Below are 15,563 nucleotides of genomic sequence, written 5' to 3'. Positions count from 1 at the left end.
GCTCTGCCGATGTCTTGGAATGGCTGACTGGTCGCCTCGGCGGGCGCCGCGCGCTGCTCGCGCGGCGAATCGGCGGCGCTGTCGCGTCGCCCTCGGAGAACGCCGCGCTTAGCGGCGGCGGCCGCGCAGCTTCGACTTCCGGATCAGGCCCTCATACTGATGCGCCAGCAGATAGCCCTGCACCTGCGCCACCGTGTCCATGGTGACGCTGACGACGATCAGCAGCGAGGTGCCGCCGAAGTAGAACGGCACCGAGGCGTAGGAGATCAGGATTTCCGGGATCAAGCAGACGATCGCCAGATAAACAGCGCCGAGCACGGTGATGCGCGACAGCACGTAGTCGATATATTCCGCGGTGCGCTCGCCCGGGCGGATGCCTGGAATGAAGCCGCCATGCTTCTTCAGATTGTCCGCGGTCTCGGTCGGGTTGAACACGATCGCCGTGTAGAAGAACGCGAAGAACACGATCAGCGCGAGATACATGATCAGGAACAGCGGACGGCCGTGGCCGAGCTGGGTCGTGATCCACTGGAACCATTCCGGCCCGCTGCCGGCGTTGAAGTTGGCAACCGTGGTCGGCAGCAGCAGCAGCGAGGACGCGAAGATCGGCGGGATCACGCCCGAGGTGTTGAGCTTGAGCGGCAGATGCGAGGACTGGCCCTCGAACATCTTGTTGCCGACCTGGCGCTTCGGATACTGGATCAGCAGCCGGCGCTGGGCGCGCTCCATGAACACGATGAAGGCGATCACGGCGACCGCCATGATGATGACGACCAGGATCAGGCCGGTCGACATCGCGCCCTGACGGCCGAGCTCGAGCATGTTGGCGAGCGCCGCAGGCAGCTCGGCGACGATGCCGGCGAGAATGATCAGCGAGATGCCGTTGCCGATGCCGCGCGAGGTGATCTGCTCACCCAGCCACATCAGGAACATGGTGCCACCGGTCAGCGTGATCGCCGTGGACAGGCGGAAGAACATGCCGGGGTCGCTGACGACGTTGCCGGCGCCTTCGAGGCCCACCGCGATGCCGTAAGACTGGAACGCGGCCAGAATCACCGTGAGATAGCGGGTGTACTGATTCAGCAGCTTGCGGCCGGACTCACCTTCCTTCTTCAGCGCCTCGAGCTGCGGCGAGACGGTGGTGAGGAGCTGGATGATGATCGAGGCCGAGATATACGGCATGATGTTCAGCGCGAAGATCGCCATGCGGTGGATACCGCCGCCGGCGAACATGTTGAACATGCCGAGGATGCCGCCCGCCTGGGAGCGGAACACCTGTTCCCAGATGTTGGGATCGATGCCGGGAAGCGGGATGTAGGTCCCGAGCCGATAAACGAGCAGCGCACCCAGAGTGAACCAGATGCGCTTCTTCAGTTCGTCAGCCTTGGCAAACGCACCGAAATTGAGATTGGCTGCCAGTTGTTCCGCTGCAGAGGCCATCTTGGACTTTCTCCCGCCGCCTATTGCGCCGTCATGCCCGCGGCCGGGCTACTCTAGCGGACGCCGGACATTATCTGGGGCTCGGCTTCGATAAGTCCACGTCCCACACGCGTAAAGGCCCGCGAGCCGCGGGCCAATGACGCAGTTGTTACGCCGCCTCGCCTTCTTCCTTGGCAGGGGCGAGGATCTTCACCGAGCCGCCCGCCTTCTCGACCGCGGCGATCGCGGTCTTCGTGGCGCCGTGCACTTCGATGTTGAGCTTGGACTTGAGCTCGCCGCGGCCGAGCAGCCGCACGCCGGCCTTGGCGCGGCGCAGCACGCCGCCCTTCACCAGGGCCTCGACGTTCACGACGCTGCCGGCGTCGATCTTCTTGGCATCGACCGCTTCCTGGAGCCGGTCGAGATTGATCTCGGCGAACTCGACGCGGAAGATGTTGTTGAAGCCGCGCTTCGGCAGACGGCGATGCATCGGCATCTGGCCGCCTTCGAAACCCTTGATGCGCACGCCCGAACGCGCGGTCTGGCCCTTGCCACCGCGGCCGGACTGCTTGCCTTTGCCCGAACCAATGCCACGGCCGACGCGCATACGCTTCTTGCGCGAGCCGGCGTTGTCGGCGATATCGCTGAGCTTCATCGCCCTGCTCCTTGTTTCTTGCGCATGATCTTCACCGAAAACGGGTGCCCGCTTTTCGGGATCCTGCGCCTTTGCTTACTTCTCGTCGACGATGCGAACGAGATGGTGAACCTTCTCGATCATGCCACGAACCGCCGGGGTGTCCGGCAGTTCGCTGGTGCGGCCGATCTTGTTGAGCTTGAGTCCGATCAGCGTCGAACGCTGCGAGTGATGGCGGCGGATCGCGCTGCCGGTCTGCTCGAGCTTGATCGTCTTTGCTGCCTTGGCCATGGGAGTCTACTCCGAAAAGCTTCCGTTAGTCGGCAGCCGCCTCGGCGTCACCACCGATACGGCGGGACTGGAGGGTGGACACCTTGATATTGCGGCGGGCTGCGACCGAACGCGGCGAATCCTGATGCTTCAGCGCGTCGAAGGTTGCGCGAACCATGTTGTAGGGGTTCGACGAGCCGATCGACTTCGCGACCACGTCCTGGACGCCGAGCGTCTCGAACACGGCGCGCATCGGGCCGCCGGCGATGATGCCGGTACCGGCCGGAGCAGCACGCAGGTAGACACGGCCCGCGCCATGACGGCCGGCGATGTCGTGATGAAGCGTACGGCCCTCGCGCAGCGACACGCGGGTCAGGTTGCGCTTGGCGGATTCAGTCGCCTTGCGGATCGCCTCAGGCACTTCGCGCGCCTTGCCGTGACCGAAGCCGGCGCGGCCCTTCTGGTCGCCGATCACGACCAGCGCTGCGAAACCGAAGCGCTTGCCGCCCTTGACGACCTTTGCCACGCGATTGATGTGGACGAGCTTGTCGACGAACTCGCTGTCGCGCTCCTCCCGGCGTTCACGTCCGCCGCCGCCGCGTTGATCGCGTCCACCACGTTGTTCGCGTTCTGCCATTTTTCCAATCCTTCAGAGGCTTGCGCCTCAATCCTCAAATTCTGTTAGAAGCTCAGCCCGCTCTCACGCGCAGCGTCGGCCAGTGCCTTGACGCGCCCGTGGTAGAGGTAGCTGCCGCGATCGAACACGACTTCCTTGACGCCCTTCTCGGCGGCGCGCTCGGCCAGCAGCTTGCCGACCGCCTTCGCCGCATCGATGTCGGCGCCGGTCTTGCCGCCGTCGCGCATCGACTTCTCGAGCGACGAGGCAGAGGCCAGCGTCTCGCCCTTCAGGTCGTCGATGACCTGGGCGTAGATGTGCTTGGACGAGCGAAACACCGACAGACGCGGACGACCGCCACCGGAGCGGCGCAGCTTCAGCCGCACACTCCGCTTGCGCCGGGCATTGGTAACCTTGGCTTTGGACATGACCGGCTCCGTTACTTCTTCTTGCCTTCCTTGCGGAAGATGAATTCGCCAACATACTTCACGCCCTTGCCCTTGTAGGGCTCCGGCGGACGATAGGAGCGAATCTCGGCGGCGACCTGGCCGACACGCTGGATGTCGCTGCCGGTCACCGTGATCTCAGTCGGCTTCGGCACGGTGATCGTGATCCCTTCCGGGATCGCGTAGACCACGTCGTGGCTGTAACCGAGCGCGAGCTGCAGGTTCTTGCCCTGCATCGCGGCGCGGTAACCGACGCCGGTGATTTCGAGCTTCTTCTCAAAACCCTTGGTGACGCCTTCGACCAGATTCGCGACCTGGGCGCGAGCGGTACCGTACAGCGCCCGCGCGCGGTTGGTCTCGACCCGCGGGTTCACCTTGACCTGGCCGTTCTCGAGCTTCACCTCGACGTCGTTATGGACGACGAACTGAAGCTGGCCCTTGGGCCCCTTCATCTTGACGGTCTGCCCGTCGACGGTCGCGGTCACACCCGACGGAACCGCCACAGGCCTTTTGCCAACACGTGACATGGATCAACAATCCTTCTCAGAACACCGTGAAGAGAACTTCGCCGCCCACATTCGCTTCGCGCGCGCTGTGGTCGGCCATGATCCCCTTCGGGGTCGACAACACCGAAATGCCGAGCCCGTTGTTGACCCGCGGCAGAGCCTTCACCGAGGCGTAAACACGACGCCCGGGCTTGGAGACTCGTTCGATCTCGCGGATGACGGGCTCGCCGTCGAAATACTTCAGCTCGATCTCGATCTCACTGCGGCCCGAGGAGTGCTCGAGCGTGGCGTAACCGCGGATGTAGCCCTCGGTCTTGAGCACTTCGAGCACATTCTCGCGCATCTTCGAACCAGGCGTCGAGACCTTGCTCTTGGAGCGCATCTGCGCGTTGCGGATACGGGTGATCAGATCGCTGATTGGATCGTGCGTAGACATCTAAACGACCCTCCTTACCAGCTGGACTTCACGAGGCCCGGGACCATGCCCTTGGAGCCAAGGTCGCGCATCGCGATGCGAGACAGTTTGGTCTTGCGGTAGTTCGAGCGCGAACGGCCCGACAGCTCGCAACGCAGACGGATGCGGGTCGCCGACGAGTTGCGCGGCATTTCCGCAAGCTTCAGGGTGGCGGCGAACCGCTCCTCCATCGGCAGCGTCTTGTCGGCGATGATCGCCTTCAACCGCTCGCGCTTCGGGGCGGCGTTCTTCGCCATCCGCTTGCGCCGGTTGTTCTTCTCGACTGAACTCTTCTTTGCCATGCTTGGCTCCTGGGTATCCGCGTTTGAGAGGCTTTAGGTCAGCGTCTCACTGCCGGAACGGGAAATTGAAAGCGGTCAACAAGGCCCTCGCCTCGTCGTCGGTCTTGGCCGTGGTGCAGACGGTGATGTCCATACCGCGGGCTTCCGTGACCTTGTCGAAGTCGATCTCGGGGAAAATGATGTGTTCCTTGAGGCCGAGCGAGTAGTTGCCGCGGCCGTCGAAGCTCTTCGGGTTCAGGCCGCGGAAGTCGCGGACGCGCGGCAGCGCGACCGTCACCAGGCGATCGATGAACTCGTACATGCGGGCCTTGCGCAGCGTGACCTTGCAGCCGATCGGCTGGTTCTCACGCAGCTTGAAGGTCGCGATCGCGATACGCGAATAGGTCACGATCGCCTTCTGGCCGGCGATCAGCGTCAATTCAGCGGCGGCGTTCTCGGCCTTCTTACGGTCGTTGACGGAGTCGCCAACGCCCATGTTCAGCACGACCTTGTCCAGACGCGGAACCTGCATGACGTTCTCATAACCGAACTTCTCGGTCATTTCCGTCCGGATCTTCGCGTCATATTCCGCGCGCAGGCGCGGCGTGTAAGCGACCTCAGCCATCGATCTCAGCTCCCGAGCTCTTGGCGATGCGGACCTTCTTGCCGTCCGCCAGAATCTTGAATCCGACGCGGGTCGGCTTTCCATCCTTGCCGACGAACGCGATGTTGGACAGTTGGATCGGCGACTCCTTCGAGATGATGCCGCCCTCCTGGGCCTGCGTCTGCTTCTGATGACGCTTGACCATGTTGATACCGCGCACCAGCGCCGTGCCGGCGTCCGGGCGAACCTCGAATACTTCGCCGGTGCGACCCTTGTCGCGACCGGTCAGCACGACGACCTTGTCGCCCTTGCGGATCTTCGCAGCCATCACAGCACCTCCGGCGCGAGAGAGATGATCTTCATGTGGTTCTTCGCGCGCAGCTCGCGCGGCACGGGCCCGAAGATACGGGTGCCGACCGGCTCGGACTGGTTGTTGATCAGAACGGCGGCGTTGCGGTCGAAGCGGATGACCGAACCGTCGGCGCGGCGGATGTCCTTGCGGACGCGCACTACGACGGCCTTCATCACGTCGCCCTTCTTCACCTTGCCACGCGGAATCGCTTCCTTGATCGAGACGACGATGATGTCGCCGATCGTGGCGTAGCGGCGCTTGGAGCCTCCGAGCACCTTGATACACATGACACGGCGTGCGCCAGAATTGTCGGCCACGTCGAGGTTGGTCTGCATCTGAATCATTGATGCACCTCGTCCTCTTCTCTCTTGCGCCAGCCCAGCCGGCGCTCAACATTTTCCTGAAGTCAGTCGGCTAAAGCCAACAGATCAGGCGCTTTTCTTGTGTTCGCCCCGGATCACGATCCAGCGCTTCAACTTCGAAATCGGCTTGGTTTCCTCGATCCACACCATGTCGCCCGGCTTGAACTGGTTGTCCTCGTCGTGCGCGTGGTAGTTCTTCGAACGGCGGATCGTCTTCTTGTAGATCGGGTGCGTGAAGCGGCGATCGACGCGCACCACAACGGTCTTGGCAGTCTTGTCGCTGACGACCACGCCTTGCAAAGTACGTTTCGGCATATTCGTAAGCCCCTTACTTCTCTTTCGCGCGCTTCTGCGCGGCGACGGTCTTGATGCGGGCGATGTCACGGCGAGCCTCGCGCAGGCGCGAGGTGTTCTCGAGCTGCCCGGTGGCGCGCTGGAAGCGCAGGTTGAAGCGCTCCTTCTTCAGATTCAGGATGGCGTCATCCTGCTGATCAGGGCTCAATGCACGGATGTCTTCGATCTTCATCTGGGCCATGGCCATTACTCCGCAATGCGCTCGACGAAGCGCGTCTTGATCGGCAGCTTGGCGGCCGCCAGGGTCAGCGCTTCACGCGCCGTCTGGGTGTTGACGCCGTCGATCTCGAACAGCACCCGGCCGGGCTTGACGCGCGCGACCCACAGTTCCGGAGCACCCTTGCCGGAGCCCATGCGGACTTCGGCCGGCTTCTTCGACACCGGAACATCGGGGAACACGCGGATCCAGACGCGGCCGGCGCGCTTCATGTGGCGGGTCAGCGCGCGGCGAGCGGCTTCGATCTGGCGCGCGGTAACGCGCTCCGGCTCGGTCGCCTTCAGGCCGAACTGGCCAAAGGCCAACGTCGCACCCGAAGACGCAACGCCGTGGATGCGGCCCTTATGCGCCTTCCGGAACTTCGTTTTCTTAGGTTGCATCATGGCTTCAAGCCCTCAAATTCTCTGTGCTGGCGTCAGGCCGCAGCGTTGTCACGGCGCCCACGGCCACCGCGATCACCACCGCCGCCGGTCTCGCCTTCGGCCATTCTCTTGTCCTGGGCCATCGGATCGTGCTCGAGGATCTCGCCCTTGAAGATCCAGACCTTGACACCGCAGGTGCCGAAGGTCGTGAACGCGGTCGCAACGCCGTAGTCGATGTCGGCGCGCAGCGTGTGCAGCGGCACGCGACCTTCGCGGTACCACTCCATGCGCGCGATTTCCGCGCCGCCCAGGCGACCCGAGCAGTTGATGCGGATGCCTTCCGCGCCGAGACGCATCGCCGACTGCACGGCGCGCTTCATGGCACGGCGGAACGCCACGCGGCGCTCGAGCTGCTGCGCGATCGACTCGGCCACCAGCGTCGCATCGAGCTCCGGCTTGCGGATCTCGACGATGTTGATGACGACGTCGGACGAGGTGATGTCCGCGACCTTCTTGCGAAGCTTGTCGATGTCGGCGCCCTTCTTGCCGATCACCACGCCCGGACGAGCCGAGTGGATGGTGACGCGGCACTTCTTGTGCGGACGCTCGATCACGATGCGGGCGACGGCCGCCTGCTTGAGCTCCTTGTGCAGGATCTCGCGGATCTTGACGTCCTCGTGCAGCAGCTTGCCGTATTCCTGCTTGCCGGCGAACCAGCGGGAATCCCAGGTCCGGTTGATGCCGAGACGCAGACCGATTGGATTGATCTTTTGACCCATCGTTTTCTCCTGCGACCCTTAAGCCGCTGCTGCTTCGGCTTCGACCTGACGAACAATGATCGTCAGCTGCGAAAATGGTTTGTAGACACGGCCCGAGCGGCCACGGCCGCGGGCGGCAAAGCGCTTCATCACGAGGCCGTTGCCGACGAAGGCCTGCGCCACGACGAGATCGTCGACGTCGAGGTCGTGGTTGTTCTCGGCATTGGCGATAGCCGATTCCAGGCACTTCTTCACGTCAACCGCGATCCGCTTGCGCGAAAACTGCAGGTCGGCGAGCGCAGCAGCCGCCTTCCGGCCGCGAATGAGCTGGGCGACCAGGTTGAGCTTCTGCGGGCTCACCCGCAGCATCCGGGCGACCGCCTTGGCCTCGTTCTCGGCGAGGCTCCGTTCGCGCTTAGGTTTGCTCATCGTTTAATCCTCAAGCCTTCTTGGCTTTCTTGTCGCCGGAGTGGCCATGGAAGGTCCGGGTCGGCGAGAACTCGCCGAACTTGTGACCGACCATTTCCTCGTTGACGGCAACCGGTACGTGCTTCTGACCGTTGTAGACGCCGAAGGTCAGGCCGACGAACTGCGGCAGGATCGTCGAGCGACGGCTCCAGATCTTGATGACGTCGTGACGGCCGGACGCGCGGGCGGCATCTGCCTTCTTGAGCAGAGAACCCTCGACGAACGGGCCTTTCCAGACTGAACGAACCATGTCCGGCGTTCCTTACTTCTTCCGCTTGTGGCGGCTTAGGAGAATGAATTTGTTGGTCGACTTGTTGCTGCGGGTCTTCTTGCCCTTGGTCGGCTTGCCCCACGGGGTGACCGGGTGGCGACCGCCCGAGGTACGACCTTCACCACCGCCGTGCGGATGGTCGATCGGGTTCATCGAGACACCGCGGTTATGCGGCTTGCGGCCCAGCCAACGATTGCGGCCGGCCTTGCCGATCGAGGTGTTCATGTGATCCGGGTTCGACACCGCGCCGATCGTGCCGCGGCAACGGCCGTGCACCAGGCGCTGCTCGCCCGAGTTCAGGCGGATGATCACGTAGTCGTGGTCGCGGCCGACGAGCTGGGCGTAGGTGCCGGCGGAACGAGCGAGCTGGCCGCCCTTCCCGATCTTGACCTCGATGTTGTGGATGATCGTGCCGACCGGCATGTTGCCGAGCGGCATGACGTTGCCCGGCTTCACGTCGACATAGTTGCCGGCAACCACGGAATCACCGACGGCAAGGCGCTGCGGCGCCAGGATATAGGCCTGGGTGCCGTCTTCGTACTTGACCAGCGCGATGAACGCAGTGCGGTTCGGATCGTATTCCAGCCGCTCGACCGTCGCGGGTGCATCGACCTTGTCGCGCTTGAAGTCGACGATGCGCAGCGTCTGCTTGTGACCGCCGCCGCGGAAGCGCACGGTGATGCGACCGGTGTTGTTGCGACCGCCCGAGGAGTGCTTGCCTTCGGTGAGCGCCTTGACCGGCTTGCCCTTGTAGAGGGCCGAACGATCGACCATGACCAGCTGGCGCTGGCCCGGCGTCGTGGGATTGAATTTTTTCAGTGCCATCGTCGTACGACCTTACAGACCGGTGGTCACGTCGATCCGGTGGCCCTCTTCGAGGGTCACGATCGCGCGCTTGCTGTTCGACTGCGAGCCGAGATTGCCGCGGAAGATCTTGGTCTTGCCCTTGCGGACCAGCGTGTTGACGCTCTTGACCTTGACGTCGAACAGCTTCTCGATCGCTTCCTTGATCTGCGGCTTGGTCGCCTTCGCGGCCACCTTGAACAGGACCTTGTTGTGCTCCGAGGCGATCGTCGCCTTTTCGGTCACGACCGGCGACAAGATCACGTCGTAGTGGCGAGGCTCGATGTTCTTCGTCATTTGAAGCGCGCCTCCAGCGCATCGATGGCGGCCTTGGTCAGAACGAGCTTCTGACGGCGCAGGATGTCATAGACGTTGATGCCCTGGATCGGCAGCACGTCCATGTTCGGGATGTTGCGGGCCGCAGCGGCAAAGCCGTTGTTGAGCTCGGCGCCGTCGATGATCAGCGCGTTGGTCAAACCGAGGCCCGAGAAGTGGCCGAGCAGCGCCTTGGTCTTGGCGGCTTCCAGCGCGGCCTTGTCGATCACCAGCAGATCGCCGTCCTTGGCCTTCGCCGACAGCGCATGCTTGAGGGCAAGCGCGCGGACCTTCTTCGGCAGATCGGTGGCGTGCGAACGCACCACCGGACCGAAGGCACGGCCACCGCCGCGGAACTGCGGCACGCGGGCCGAGCCGTGACGAGCACCGCCGGTGCCCTTCTGCTTGTACATCTTCTTGCCGGTGCGCCAGATCTCGGCGCGGCCCTTGGCCTTGTGAGTGCCGGCCTGACGCTTGTTGAGCTGCCACTGCACGCAACGCGCAATGATGTCCTGGCGCGGCTCGAGGCCGAAAATGGCGTCGGAAAGCTGGACCGAGCCGGCTTCCTTACCTTCGAGGGTCGTGACCTTCAATTCCATCTCACGCCTCCTGCGCAGCCGGAGCAGCGTCCGCTTCGCCAGCAACCTTGAACTTGCCGGGCTTCGGAGCATCCTTCGGCAGCGGCTTCTTGACAGCGTCGCGCACGCGGATCCAGCCGCCCTTGGAGCCGGGAACGGCGCCTTCGACGAGGATCAGGCCGCGCTCGACATCGAGCTGAACGACTCGAAGGTTGAGCGTGGTGATGCGGTCGACACCCATGTGGCCGGGCATCTTCTTGTTCTTCCAGGTCTTGCCGGGGTCCTGACGGCCACCGGTCGAACCGATCGAACGATGCGAGACCGACACACCGTGGGTGGCGCGCAGACCGCCGAAGTTCCAGCGCTTCATACCGCCGGCGAAGCCCTTACCGACCGAGGTGCCGGTGACGTCGACGAACTGGCCGACTACGAAATGATCGGCAAGGATCTCGGCGCCCACGGGGATCATGGCATCCGCGGAGACGCGGAATTCCTCGACCTGCCGCTTCGGCTCGACCTTGGCGACCGCGAACTGGCCGCGCTCTGCCTTGGGCATGTACACGGTCTTGCGGCTGCCAGAACCAAGCTGGAGCGCGACGTAACCGTTCTTCTCTTCAGTGCGGTGGCCTACGACCTGGCAATTGCCGAGCTTCAGCACGGTCACGGGGATATGTTCGCCGGCCTCTGTAAAGACCCGCGTCATCCCGACCTTTTGTGCGATCACTCCGGAGCGCATCGGCGTGCTTCCTGTTCTTTCTGTCCGCTAGTCGCGAACGTGATCCAAAAATCTTAGAGCTTGATCTCGACGTCGACACCGGCGGCCAGGTCGAGCTTCATCAAAGCATCGACGGTCTGCGGGGTCGGATCGACGATGTCGAGCAGGCGCTTGTGAGTGCGCATCTCGAACTGCTCGCGGCTCTTCTTGTCGACGTGCGGCGAACGGTTGACGGTGAACTTCTCGATGCGGGTGGGCAGCGGAATGGGTCCGCGGACCTGCGCGCCGGTGCGCTTCGCCGTGTTCACGATCTCGCGGGTCGACGTATCGAGGATACGATGGTCGAACGCCTTGAGACGGATACGAATGTTTTGGCCGTTCATTGCCGTGGTCTCTCTTTAGTGGGGGGTGGCGAATAGCGAATAGCGAATGTCACACTCGCTACGCGCCAATCCCTATTCTCGTAATTACTCGATGATCGAGGCGACGACGCCGGCGCCGACGGTGCGGCCACCTTCGCGGATCGCGAAGCGGAGCTTCTCTTCCATCGCGATCGGCACGATCAGGTGCACTTCCATCGCGATGTTGTCGCCCGGCATCACCATCTCGGTGCCTTCCGGCAGATGCACGACACCGGTCACGTCGGTGGTGCGGAAGTAGAACTGCGGACGGTAGTTGGTGAAGAACGGGGTGTGGCGACCGCCCTCTTCCTTGGTGAGGATGTAGGCCTCAGCCTTGAACTTGGTGTGCGGCTTGACCGAACCCGGCTTGCACAGCACCTGGCCGCGCTCGACGTCCTCGCGCTTGGTGCCACGGAGCAGCGCACCGATGTTGTCGCCCGCCTGGCCCTGATCGAGCAGCTTGCGGAACATTTCGACGCCCGTGACCGTGGTCTTCTGCGTGGCGCGCAGACCGACGATCTCGATTTCCTCGCCGACCTTGACGATGCCGCGCTCGACACGGCCGGTCACGACGGTGCCGCGGCCCGAGATCGAGAACACGTCTTCAACCGGCATCAGGAAGGGCTGGTCGACCGGACGCTCCGGCTGCGGAATGTACTCGTCGACGTTCTTCATCAGCTCGAGGATGGCGTCATGGCCGAGCTTCTTGTCGGAATCTTCGAGAGCGGCGAGCGCCGAACCCTTGATGATCGGGATCTTGTCGCCCGGGAAGTCGTACTTGGAGAGCAGTTCGCGGACTTCGAGCTCGACGAGCTCGAGGAGTTCCGGATCGTCGACCATGTCGCACTTGTTGAGGAACACGACGAGCGCGGGCACGCCGACCTGGCGGGCGAGCAGGATGTGCTCGCGGGTCTGCGGCATCGGGCCGTCAGCGGCCGACACGACCAGGATCGCACCGTCCATCTGGGCGGCGCCGGTGATCATGTTCTTCACGTAGTCGGCGTGGCCGGGGCAGTCGACGTGGGCATAGTGGCGGTTCTTGGTCTCGTACTCGACGTGCGCCGTCGAGATCGTGATGCCGCGCGCCTTCTCTTCCGGCGCCTTGTCGATCTGGTCGTACGCCGTGAACGTCGCACCGCCGGTCTCGGCGAGGATCTTGGTGATCGCAGCCGTCAACGACGTCTTGCCATGGTCGACGTGACCGATGGTGCCGATGTTGCAGTGCGGTTTGTTACGTTCAAACTTTGCTTTGGCCATTTGACTCTCCGTTCAATCGTCAGTTCGAGACCGACGACAATCAGGCAAACTTCTTCTGGACTTCTGCCGACACATTGGCCGGCGCTTCTGCGTAGTGGTCGAACTGCATGGTGAAGGTCGCGCGACCCTGGCTCATCGAGCGCAGGTTGTTCACGTACCCGAACATGTTCATGAGCGGCACCATCGCGTTGATGACGTTGGCGTTGCCGCGCATGTCCTGACCCTGGATCTGACCGCGCCGGGAATTCAGGTCGCCGATGACCGAGCCGGTGTAGTCTTCCGGGGTCACCACTTCGACCTTCATGATCGGCTCGAGCAGGACGGACTTGCCCTTCTGCAGCGCTTCGCGGAATGCCGCGCGCGATGCGATTTCGAAGGCGAGCGCCGACGAGTCGACGTCGTGGTACTTGCCGTCGACGAGCTGAACCTTGACGTCGACCACGGGGAAGCCCGCGACGACACCAGAGCTCATCACGCTGTTGAGGCCCTTTTCGACGCCGGGGATGTATTCCTTCGGAACCGCACCGCCGACGATCTTGGACTCGAACTCGTAGCCCTTGCCGGGCTCGTTCGGCTCGACCACGATCGACACTTCCGCGAACTGACCGGTACCGCCGGTCTGCTTCTTGTGGGTGTACTTGACCTCGGCCTTCTTGGTGACGCGCTCACGGAACGCAACCTGCGGCGCGCCGATGTTGGCGTCGACCTTGTAGGTACGCCTGAGGATGTCGACCTTGATGTCGAGATGGAGTTCGCCCATGCCCTTGAGGATGGTCTGGCCGGACTCCTGGTCGGTCGACACGCGGAAGGACGGATCCTCCGCGGCGAGCTTCGCCAGCGCCACGCCCAGCTTTTCCTGGTCGGCCTTGGACTTCGGCTCGATCGCGATCTCGATGACCGGCTCGGGGAATTCCATCTTCTCCAGGATCACCTGCTTGTCGGGATCGCACAGCGTGTCACCGGTGCGCGCTTCCTTCAGGCCGGCCAGCGCGACGATGTCGCCGGCATAGGCTTCCTTGATGTCCTCGCGGTTGTTCGCATGCATCAGCAGCATGCGCCCGATGCGCTCCTTCTTCTCGCGCGTCGAGTTCACGACACCGGTGCCGCTCTGCAGGACGCCGGAGTAGATGCGGCAGAAGGTGATGGTGCCGACGAACGGGTCGTCCATGATCTTGAACGCGAGCAGCGCGAGCGGCTCCTTGTCGTCGGCCTTGCGCACGACCTCGTTGCCGCGGTCGTCGGTGCCCTTGATCGCGGGGACGTCGATCGGCGACGGCAGATAGTCGACGACGGCGTCGAGCAGCGGCTGCACGCCCTTGTTCTTGAAGGCCGAGCCGCACAGCACGGGATAGAACGCGCCGGTCAGCACCGCCTTGCGGATCAGCCGCTTCAGCGTCGCTTCATCCGGTTCGTTGCCGTCGAGGAAGGCGGCCAATGCGTCATCGTCGAGCTCGACGGCAGCTTCCACCATCTTCTCGCGGTATTCCTTGGCCTGCTCGACCATATCTTCCGGGATGTCGACATAGTCGAACTTCGCGCCGAGCGATTCATCGTTCCAGATGATGCCCTGCATCTTCACGAGGTCGACGAGACCCTTGAAGTTGTTCTCGGCACCGATCGGAAGCTGGATCGCGATCGGCTTGGCGCCGAGGCGGTCAACGATGTCGGCCAGGCACTTGAAGAAGTCGGCACCCGTTTTGTCCATCTTGTTGGCGAAGACGATGCGCGGAACCTTGTACTTGTCACCCTGGCGCCAGACGGTCTCGGTCTGGGGCTCGACGCCCTGGTTCGAGTCGAGCACGCAGACGGCGCCGTCGAGCACGCGCAGCGAACGCTCGACTTCAATGGTGAAGTCGACGTGGCCGGGGGTGTCGATGATGTTCAGGCGCTTGCCGGCCCAGAATGCGGTGGTGGCAGCCGAGGTGATCGTGATGCCACGCTCCTGCTCCTGCTCCATCCAATCCATCGTCGCGGCACCTTCGTGCACTTCGCCGATCTTGTGGCTCTTGCCGGTATAATAGAGGATGCGCTCGGTGGTCGTGGTCTTGCCGGCATCGATATGCGCCATGATACCGAAATTGCGGTAGTTCTCTATGGCATGAACGCGAGGCATGGGCTGATCCTTAGATTCCGTGTTTCGCCGTTACCAGCGATAGTGCGAGAAGGCGCGGTTGGCTTCCGCCATCCGGTGCACGTCTTCGCGCTTCTTGACGGCGTTGCCGCGGTTGTTCGAGGCGTCGAGCAGCTCAGCCGAGAGCCGCTCGGTCATCGTCTTCTCGTTGCGATCGCGCGCGGCCGAGATCAGCCAGCGAATGCCCAGCGCCTGACGGCGCACCGAACGAACTTCGACCGGCACCTGGTAGGTCGCGCCGCCGACGCGGCGGGAGCGCACTTCGATCGTCGGCATGACGTTCTCGAGTGCCTGCTCGAACACGCCGAGGGGGCTCTGCTTGGTCTTGGCTTCGATGATGCCGAACGCACCGTAGACGATGCCTTCGGCGACCGACTTCTTGCCGGCGTACATCACCGAGTTCATGAACTTCGTGACGATGATGTTCCCGAACTTCGGATCGGGAAGAACTTCGCGCTTTTCCGCTGAGTGGCGACGAGACATTGAGCTGGTTCCCGCTTACTTCGGACGCTTCGCGCCGTACTTCGAACGACGCTGCTTACGGTTCTTGACGCCCTGGGTATCCAGAACGCCGCGGAGGATGTGGTAGCGCACGCCGGGCAAGTCCTTGACGCGGCCGCCGCGGATCATGACCACCGAGTGCTCCTGGAGGTTATGACCTTCGCCGGGGATGTAGCCGATCACCTCGAAGCCGTTGGTCAGGCGCACCTTGGCGACCTTACGAAGCGCCGAGTTCGGCTTCTTCGGGGTCGTGGTGTAGACGCGGGTGCAAACACCACGCTTCTGCGGCGACTGCTGCAGCGCCGGCACCTTCTTGCGCGACTTCTGCACTTCACGCGGTTGAGCGATCAGCTGGTTGATCGTCGGCATCCTGGCCTTACCCTTTGTTCTGCCGCGGTCCCTTCCGGGTCCGCTGTCTTGGCGCGGCCCGTTGCCGGAACCGCAATTT

General features: G+C 63.2%; 26 protein-coding genes. All 26 read right to left on the bottom strand.

Features of this window, described 5'->3' with window-relative positions; translation table 11 throughout:
* Positions 1 to 108 precede the first annotated feature (108 nt).
* On the bottom strand, positions 109 to 1,440 hold the full coding sequence (secY, locus tag ACVJ5M_RS20340) for a preprotein translocase subunit SecY (RefSeq protein ID WP_071912844.1): 1,332 nt from the start codon (positions 1,438 to 1,440) through the stop codon (positions 109 to 111).
* A 148-nt stretch (positions 1,441 to 1,588) separates the two neighbouring features.
* A complete protein-coding gene (rplO, locus tag ACVJ5M_RS20335) occupies positions 1,589 to 2,074 on the bottom strand; it encodes a 50S ribosomal protein L15 (protein WP_014494508.1) in 486 nt (161 codons plus the stop codon).
* 75 nt (positions 2,075 to 2,149) lie between these two features.
* Positions 2,150 to 2,344 carry a 50S ribosomal protein L30 gene (gene rpmD, locus ACVJ5M_RS20330; RefSeq protein WP_011088137.1) on the bottom strand — a complete coding sequence of 65 codons (195 nt, stop codon included), beginning with the start codon at positions 2,342 to 2,344 and terminating at the stop codon, positions 2,150 to 2,152.
* A gap of 25 nt (positions 2,345 to 2,369) precedes the next feature.
* Positions 2,370 to 2,960 carry a 30S ribosomal protein S5 gene (rpsE, locus tag ACVJ5M_RS20325; protein WP_028152981.1) on the bottom strand — a complete coding sequence of 197 codons (591 nt, stop codon included), beginning with the start codon at positions 2,958 to 2,960 and terminating at the stop codon, positions 2,370 to 2,372.
* Between the two features lie 44 nt (positions 2,961 to 3,004).
* Entirely contained in the window at positions 3,005 to 3,367 is a 363-nt protein-coding gene (gene rplR / locus ACVJ5M_RS20320) for a 50S ribosomal protein L18 (protein ID WP_007603036.1), read from the bottom strand.
* An 11-nt stretch (positions 3,368 to 3,378) separates the two neighbouring features.
* Positions 3,379 to 3,912 carry a 50S ribosomal protein L6 gene (gene rplF / locus ACVJ5M_RS20315; protein WP_063982587.1) on the bottom strand — a complete coding sequence of 178 codons (534 nt, stop codon included), beginning with the start codon at positions 3,910 to 3,912 and terminating at the stop codon, positions 3,379 to 3,381.
* A 16-nt stretch (positions 3,913 to 3,928) separates the two neighbouring features.
* Positions 3,929 to 4,327: a 30S ribosomal protein S8 gene (rpsH, locus tag ACVJ5M_RS20310; protein WP_008136338.1), complete on the bottom strand. Its 399-nt coding sequence runs from the start codon at positions 4,325 to 4,327 to the stop codon at positions 3,929 to 3,931.
* A 14-nt stretch (positions 4,328 to 4,341) separates the two neighbouring features.
* Complete coding sequence (rpsN, locus tag ACVJ5M_RS20305; RefSeq protein WP_063982585.1) at positions 4,342 to 4,647, bottom strand: 30S ribosomal protein S14; 306 nt, start codon at positions 4,645 to 4,647, stop codon at positions 4,342 to 4,344.
* Positions 4,648 to 4,693: 46 nt separating this feature from the next.
* Positions 4,694 to 5,251, bottom strand: a complete 558-nt coding sequence (gene rplE / locus ACVJ5M_RS20300; protein ID WP_063982584.1) for a 50S ribosomal protein L5 — start codon at positions 5,249 to 5,251, stop codon at positions 4,694 to 4,696.
* Complete coding sequence (rplX, locus tag ACVJ5M_RS20295) at positions 5,244 to 5,558, bottom strand: 50S ribosomal protein L24 (protein WP_063982583.1); 315 nt, start codon at positions 5,556 to 5,558, stop codon at positions 5,244 to 5,246. Before rplX ends, rplE begins: the two co-directional genes overlap by 8 nt.
* Entirely contained in the window at positions 5,558 to 5,926 is a 369-nt protein-coding gene (rplN, locus tag ACVJ5M_RS20290) for a 50S ribosomal protein L14 (protein ID WP_007603030.1), read from the bottom strand. The genes rplX and rplN overlap by 1 nt, the downstream gene beginning before the upstream one ends.
* An 84-nt stretch (positions 5,927 to 6,010) precedes the next feature.
* Positions 6,011 to 6,259: a 30S ribosomal protein S17 gene (rpsQ, locus tag ACVJ5M_RS20285; protein ID WP_063982582.1), complete on the bottom strand. Its 249-nt coding sequence runs from the start codon at positions 6,257 to 6,259 to the stop codon at positions 6,011 to 6,013.
* Positions 6,260 to 6,272: 13 nt separating this feature from the next.
* Entirely contained in the window at positions 6,273 to 6,479 is a 207-nt protein-coding gene (gene rpmC / locus ACVJ5M_RS20280) for a 50S ribosomal protein L29 (protein WP_063986292.1), read from the bottom strand.
* A gap of 5 nt (positions 6,480 to 6,484) precedes the next feature.
* Entirely contained in the window at positions 6,485 to 6,898 is a 414-nt protein-coding gene (gene rplP / locus ACVJ5M_RS20275) for a 50S ribosomal protein L16 (protein ID WP_063982581.1), read from the bottom strand.
* A 32-nt stretch (positions 6,899 to 6,930) separates the two neighbouring features.
* Entirely contained in the window at positions 6,931 to 7,656 is a 726-nt protein-coding gene (rpsC, locus tag ACVJ5M_RS20270) for a 30S ribosomal protein S3 (RefSeq protein ID WP_063982580.1), read from the bottom strand.
* A gap of 18 nt (positions 7,657 to 7,674) precedes the next feature.
* Positions 7,675 to 8,064: a 50S ribosomal protein L22 gene (rplV, locus tag ACVJ5M_RS20265; protein WP_011088147.1), complete on the bottom strand. Its 390-nt coding sequence runs from the start codon at positions 8,062 to 8,064 to the stop codon at positions 7,675 to 7,677.
* 10 nt (positions 8,065 to 8,074) lie between these two features.
* A complete protein-coding gene (gene rpsS, locus ACVJ5M_RS20260) occupies positions 8,075 to 8,353 on the bottom strand; it encodes a 30S ribosomal protein S19 (RefSeq protein WP_008136357.1) in 279 nt (92 codons plus the stop codon).
* Between the two features lie 12 nt (positions 8,354 to 8,365).
* Positions 8,366 to 9,199, bottom strand: coding sequence for a 50S ribosomal protein L2 (rplB, locus tag ACVJ5M_RS20255; protein ID WP_028152985.1), 834 nt, complete (start codon positions 9,197 to 9,199; stop codon positions 8,366 to 8,368).
* Between the two features lie 12 nt (positions 9,200 to 9,211).
* Entirely contained in the window at positions 9,212 to 9,514 is a 303-nt protein-coding gene (locus ACVJ5M_RS20250) for a 50S ribosomal protein L23 (protein WP_007603019.1), read from the bottom strand.
* Complete coding sequence (rplD, locus tag ACVJ5M_RS20245; protein ID WP_011088150.1) at positions 9,511 to 10,131, bottom strand: 50S ribosomal protein L4; 621 nt, start codon at positions 10,129 to 10,131, stop codon at positions 9,511 to 9,513. The genes ACVJ5M_RS20250 and rplD overlap by 4 nt, the downstream gene beginning before the upstream one ends.
* Position 10,132: 1 nt before the next feature.
* Complete coding sequence (gene rplC, locus ACVJ5M_RS20240; RefSeq protein ID WP_063982578.1) at positions 10,133 to 10,846, bottom strand: 50S ribosomal protein L3; 714 nt, start codon at positions 10,844 to 10,846, stop codon at positions 10,133 to 10,135.
* Positions 10,847 to 10,899: 53 nt separating this feature from the next.
* On the bottom strand, positions 10,900 to 11,208 hold the full coding sequence (gene rpsJ / locus ACVJ5M_RS20235; protein WP_002712302.1) for a 30S ribosomal protein S10: 309 nt from the start codon (positions 11,206 to 11,208) through the stop codon (positions 10,900 to 10,902).
* A gap of 84 nt (positions 11,209 to 11,292) precedes the next feature.
* Positions 11,293 to 12,483: an elongation factor Tu gene (tuf, locus tag ACVJ5M_RS20230; RefSeq protein WP_063982577.1), complete on the bottom strand. Its 1,191-nt coding sequence runs from the start codon at positions 12,481 to 12,483 to the stop codon at positions 11,293 to 11,295.
* A gap of 40 nt (positions 12,484 to 12,523) precedes the next feature.
* Positions 12,524 to 14,596 carry an elongation factor G gene (gene fusA / locus ACVJ5M_RS20225; RefSeq protein WP_071912837.1) on the bottom strand — a complete coding sequence of 691 codons (2,073 nt, stop codon included), beginning with the start codon at positions 14,594 to 14,596 and terminating at the stop codon, positions 12,524 to 12,526.
* A 30-nt stretch (positions 14,597 to 14,626) separates the two neighbouring features.
* A complete protein-coding gene (rpsG, locus tag ACVJ5M_RS20220) occupies positions 14,627 to 15,097 on the bottom strand; it encodes a 30S ribosomal protein S7 (RefSeq protein ID WP_063982575.1) in 471 nt (156 codons plus the stop codon).
* A 15-nt stretch (positions 15,098 to 15,112) separates the two neighbouring features.
* Positions 15,113 to 15,484 carry a 30S ribosomal protein S12 gene (gene rpsL / locus ACVJ5M_RS20215; protein WP_007603006.1) on the bottom strand — a complete coding sequence of 124 codons (372 nt, stop codon included), beginning with the start codon at positions 15,482 to 15,484 and terminating at the stop codon, positions 15,113 to 15,115.
* Positions 15,485 to 15,563: the final 79 nt, after the last annotated feature.

This window comes from Bradyrhizobium sp. S3.7.6, assembly GCF_054061875.1.
This window is presented reverse-complemented; position numbering and strand designations above follow the sequence as displayed.

Coding starts and splice junctions, on each gene's coding strand:
- rpmC (WP_063986292.1), bottom strand. CDS start 6,479: ATGGCCCAGATGAAGATCGAAGACATCCGTGCATTGAGCCCTGATCAG.
- rpsL (WP_007603006.1), bottom strand. CDS start 15,484: ATGCCGACGATCAACCAGCTGATCGCTCAACCGCGTGAAGTGCAGAAG.
- rpmD (WP_011088137.1), bottom strand. CDS start 2,344: ATGGCCAAGGCAGCAAAGACGATCAAGCTCGAGCAGACCGGCAGCGCG.
- rpsH (WP_008136338.1), bottom strand. CDS start 4,327: ATGTCTACGCACGATCCAATCAGCGATCTGATCACCCGTATCCGCAAC.
- rplN (WP_007603030.1), bottom strand. CDS start 5,926: ATGATTCAGATGCAGACCAACCTCGACGTGGCCGACAATTCTGGCGCA.
- rpsS (WP_008136357.1), bottom strand. CDS start 8,353: ATGGTTCGTTCAGTCTGGAAAGGCCCGTTCGTCGAGGGTTCTCTGCTC.
- rplO (WP_014494508.1), bottom strand. CDS start 2,074: ATGAAGCTCAGCGATATCGCCGACAACGCCGGCTCGCGCAAGAAGCGT.
- rplB (WP_028152985.1), bottom strand. CDS start 9,199: ATGGCACTGAAAAAATTCAATCCCACGACGCCGGGCCAGCGCCAGCTG.
- rplC (WP_063982578.1), bottom strand. CDS start 10,846: ATGCGCTCCGGAGTGATCGCACAAAAGGTCGGGATGACGCGGGTCTTT.
- rpsJ (WP_002712302.1), bottom strand. CDS start 11,208: ATGAACGGCCAAAACATTCGTATCCGTCTCAAGGCGTTCGACCATCGT.
- rpsC (WP_063982580.1), bottom strand. CDS start 7,656: ATGGGTCAAAAGATCAATCCAATCGGTCTGCGTCTCGGCATCAACCGG.
- rpsE (WP_028152981.1), bottom strand. CDS start 2,960: ATGGCAGAACGCGAACAACGTGGTGGACGCGATCAACGCGGCGGCGGC.
- rpsN (WP_063982585.1), bottom strand. CDS start 4,647: ATGGCAAAGAAGAGTTCAGTCGAGAAGAACAACCGGCGCAAGCGGATG.
- rplR (WP_007603036.1), bottom strand. CDS start 3,367: ATGTCCAAAGCCAAGGTTACCAATGCCCGGCGCAAGCGGAGTGTGCGG.
- secY (WP_071912844.1), bottom strand. CDS start 1,440: ATGGCCTCTGCAGCGGAACAACTGGCAGCCAATCTCAATTTCGGTGCG.
- tuf (WP_063982577.1), bottom strand. CDS start 12,483: ATGGCCAAAGCAAAGTTTGAACGTAACAAACCGCACTGCAACATCGGC.
- rpsG (WP_063982575.1), bottom strand. CDS start 15,097: ATGTCTCGTCGCCACTCAGCGGAAAAGCGCGAAGTTCTTCCCGATCCG.
- rplX (WP_063982583.1), bottom strand. CDS start 5,558: ATGGCTGCGAAGATCCGCAAGGGCGACAAGGTCGTCGTGCTGACCGGT.
- rplV (WP_011088147.1), bottom strand. CDS start 8,064: ATGAGCAAACCTAAGCGCGAACGGAGCCTCGCCGAGAACGAGGCCAAG.
- rpsQ (WP_063982582.1), bottom strand. CDS start 6,259: ATGCCGAAACGTACTTTGCAAGGCGTGGTCGTCAGCGACAAGACTGCC.
- rplE (WP_063982584.1), bottom strand. CDS start 5,251: ATGGCTGAGGTCGCTTACACGCCGCGCCTGCGCGCGGAATATGACGCG.
- rplP (WP_063982581.1), bottom strand. CDS start 6,898: ATGATGCAACCTAAGAAAACGAAGTTCCGGAAGGCGCATAAGGGCCGC.
- rplD (WP_011088150.1), bottom strand. CDS start 10,131: ATGGAATTGAAGGTCACGACCCTCGAAGGTAAGGAAGCCGGCTCGGTC.
- rplF (WP_063982587.1), bottom strand. CDS start 3,912: ATGTCACGTGTTGGCAAAAGGCCTGTGGCGGTTCCGTCGGGTGTGACC.
- fusA (WP_071912837.1), bottom strand. CDS start 14,596: ATGCCTCGCGTTCATGCCATAGAGAACTACCGCAATTTCGGTATCATG.
- ACVJ5M_RS20250 (WP_007603019.1), bottom strand. CDS start 9,514: ATGACGAAGAACATCGAGCCTCGCCACTACGACGTGATCTTGTCGCCG.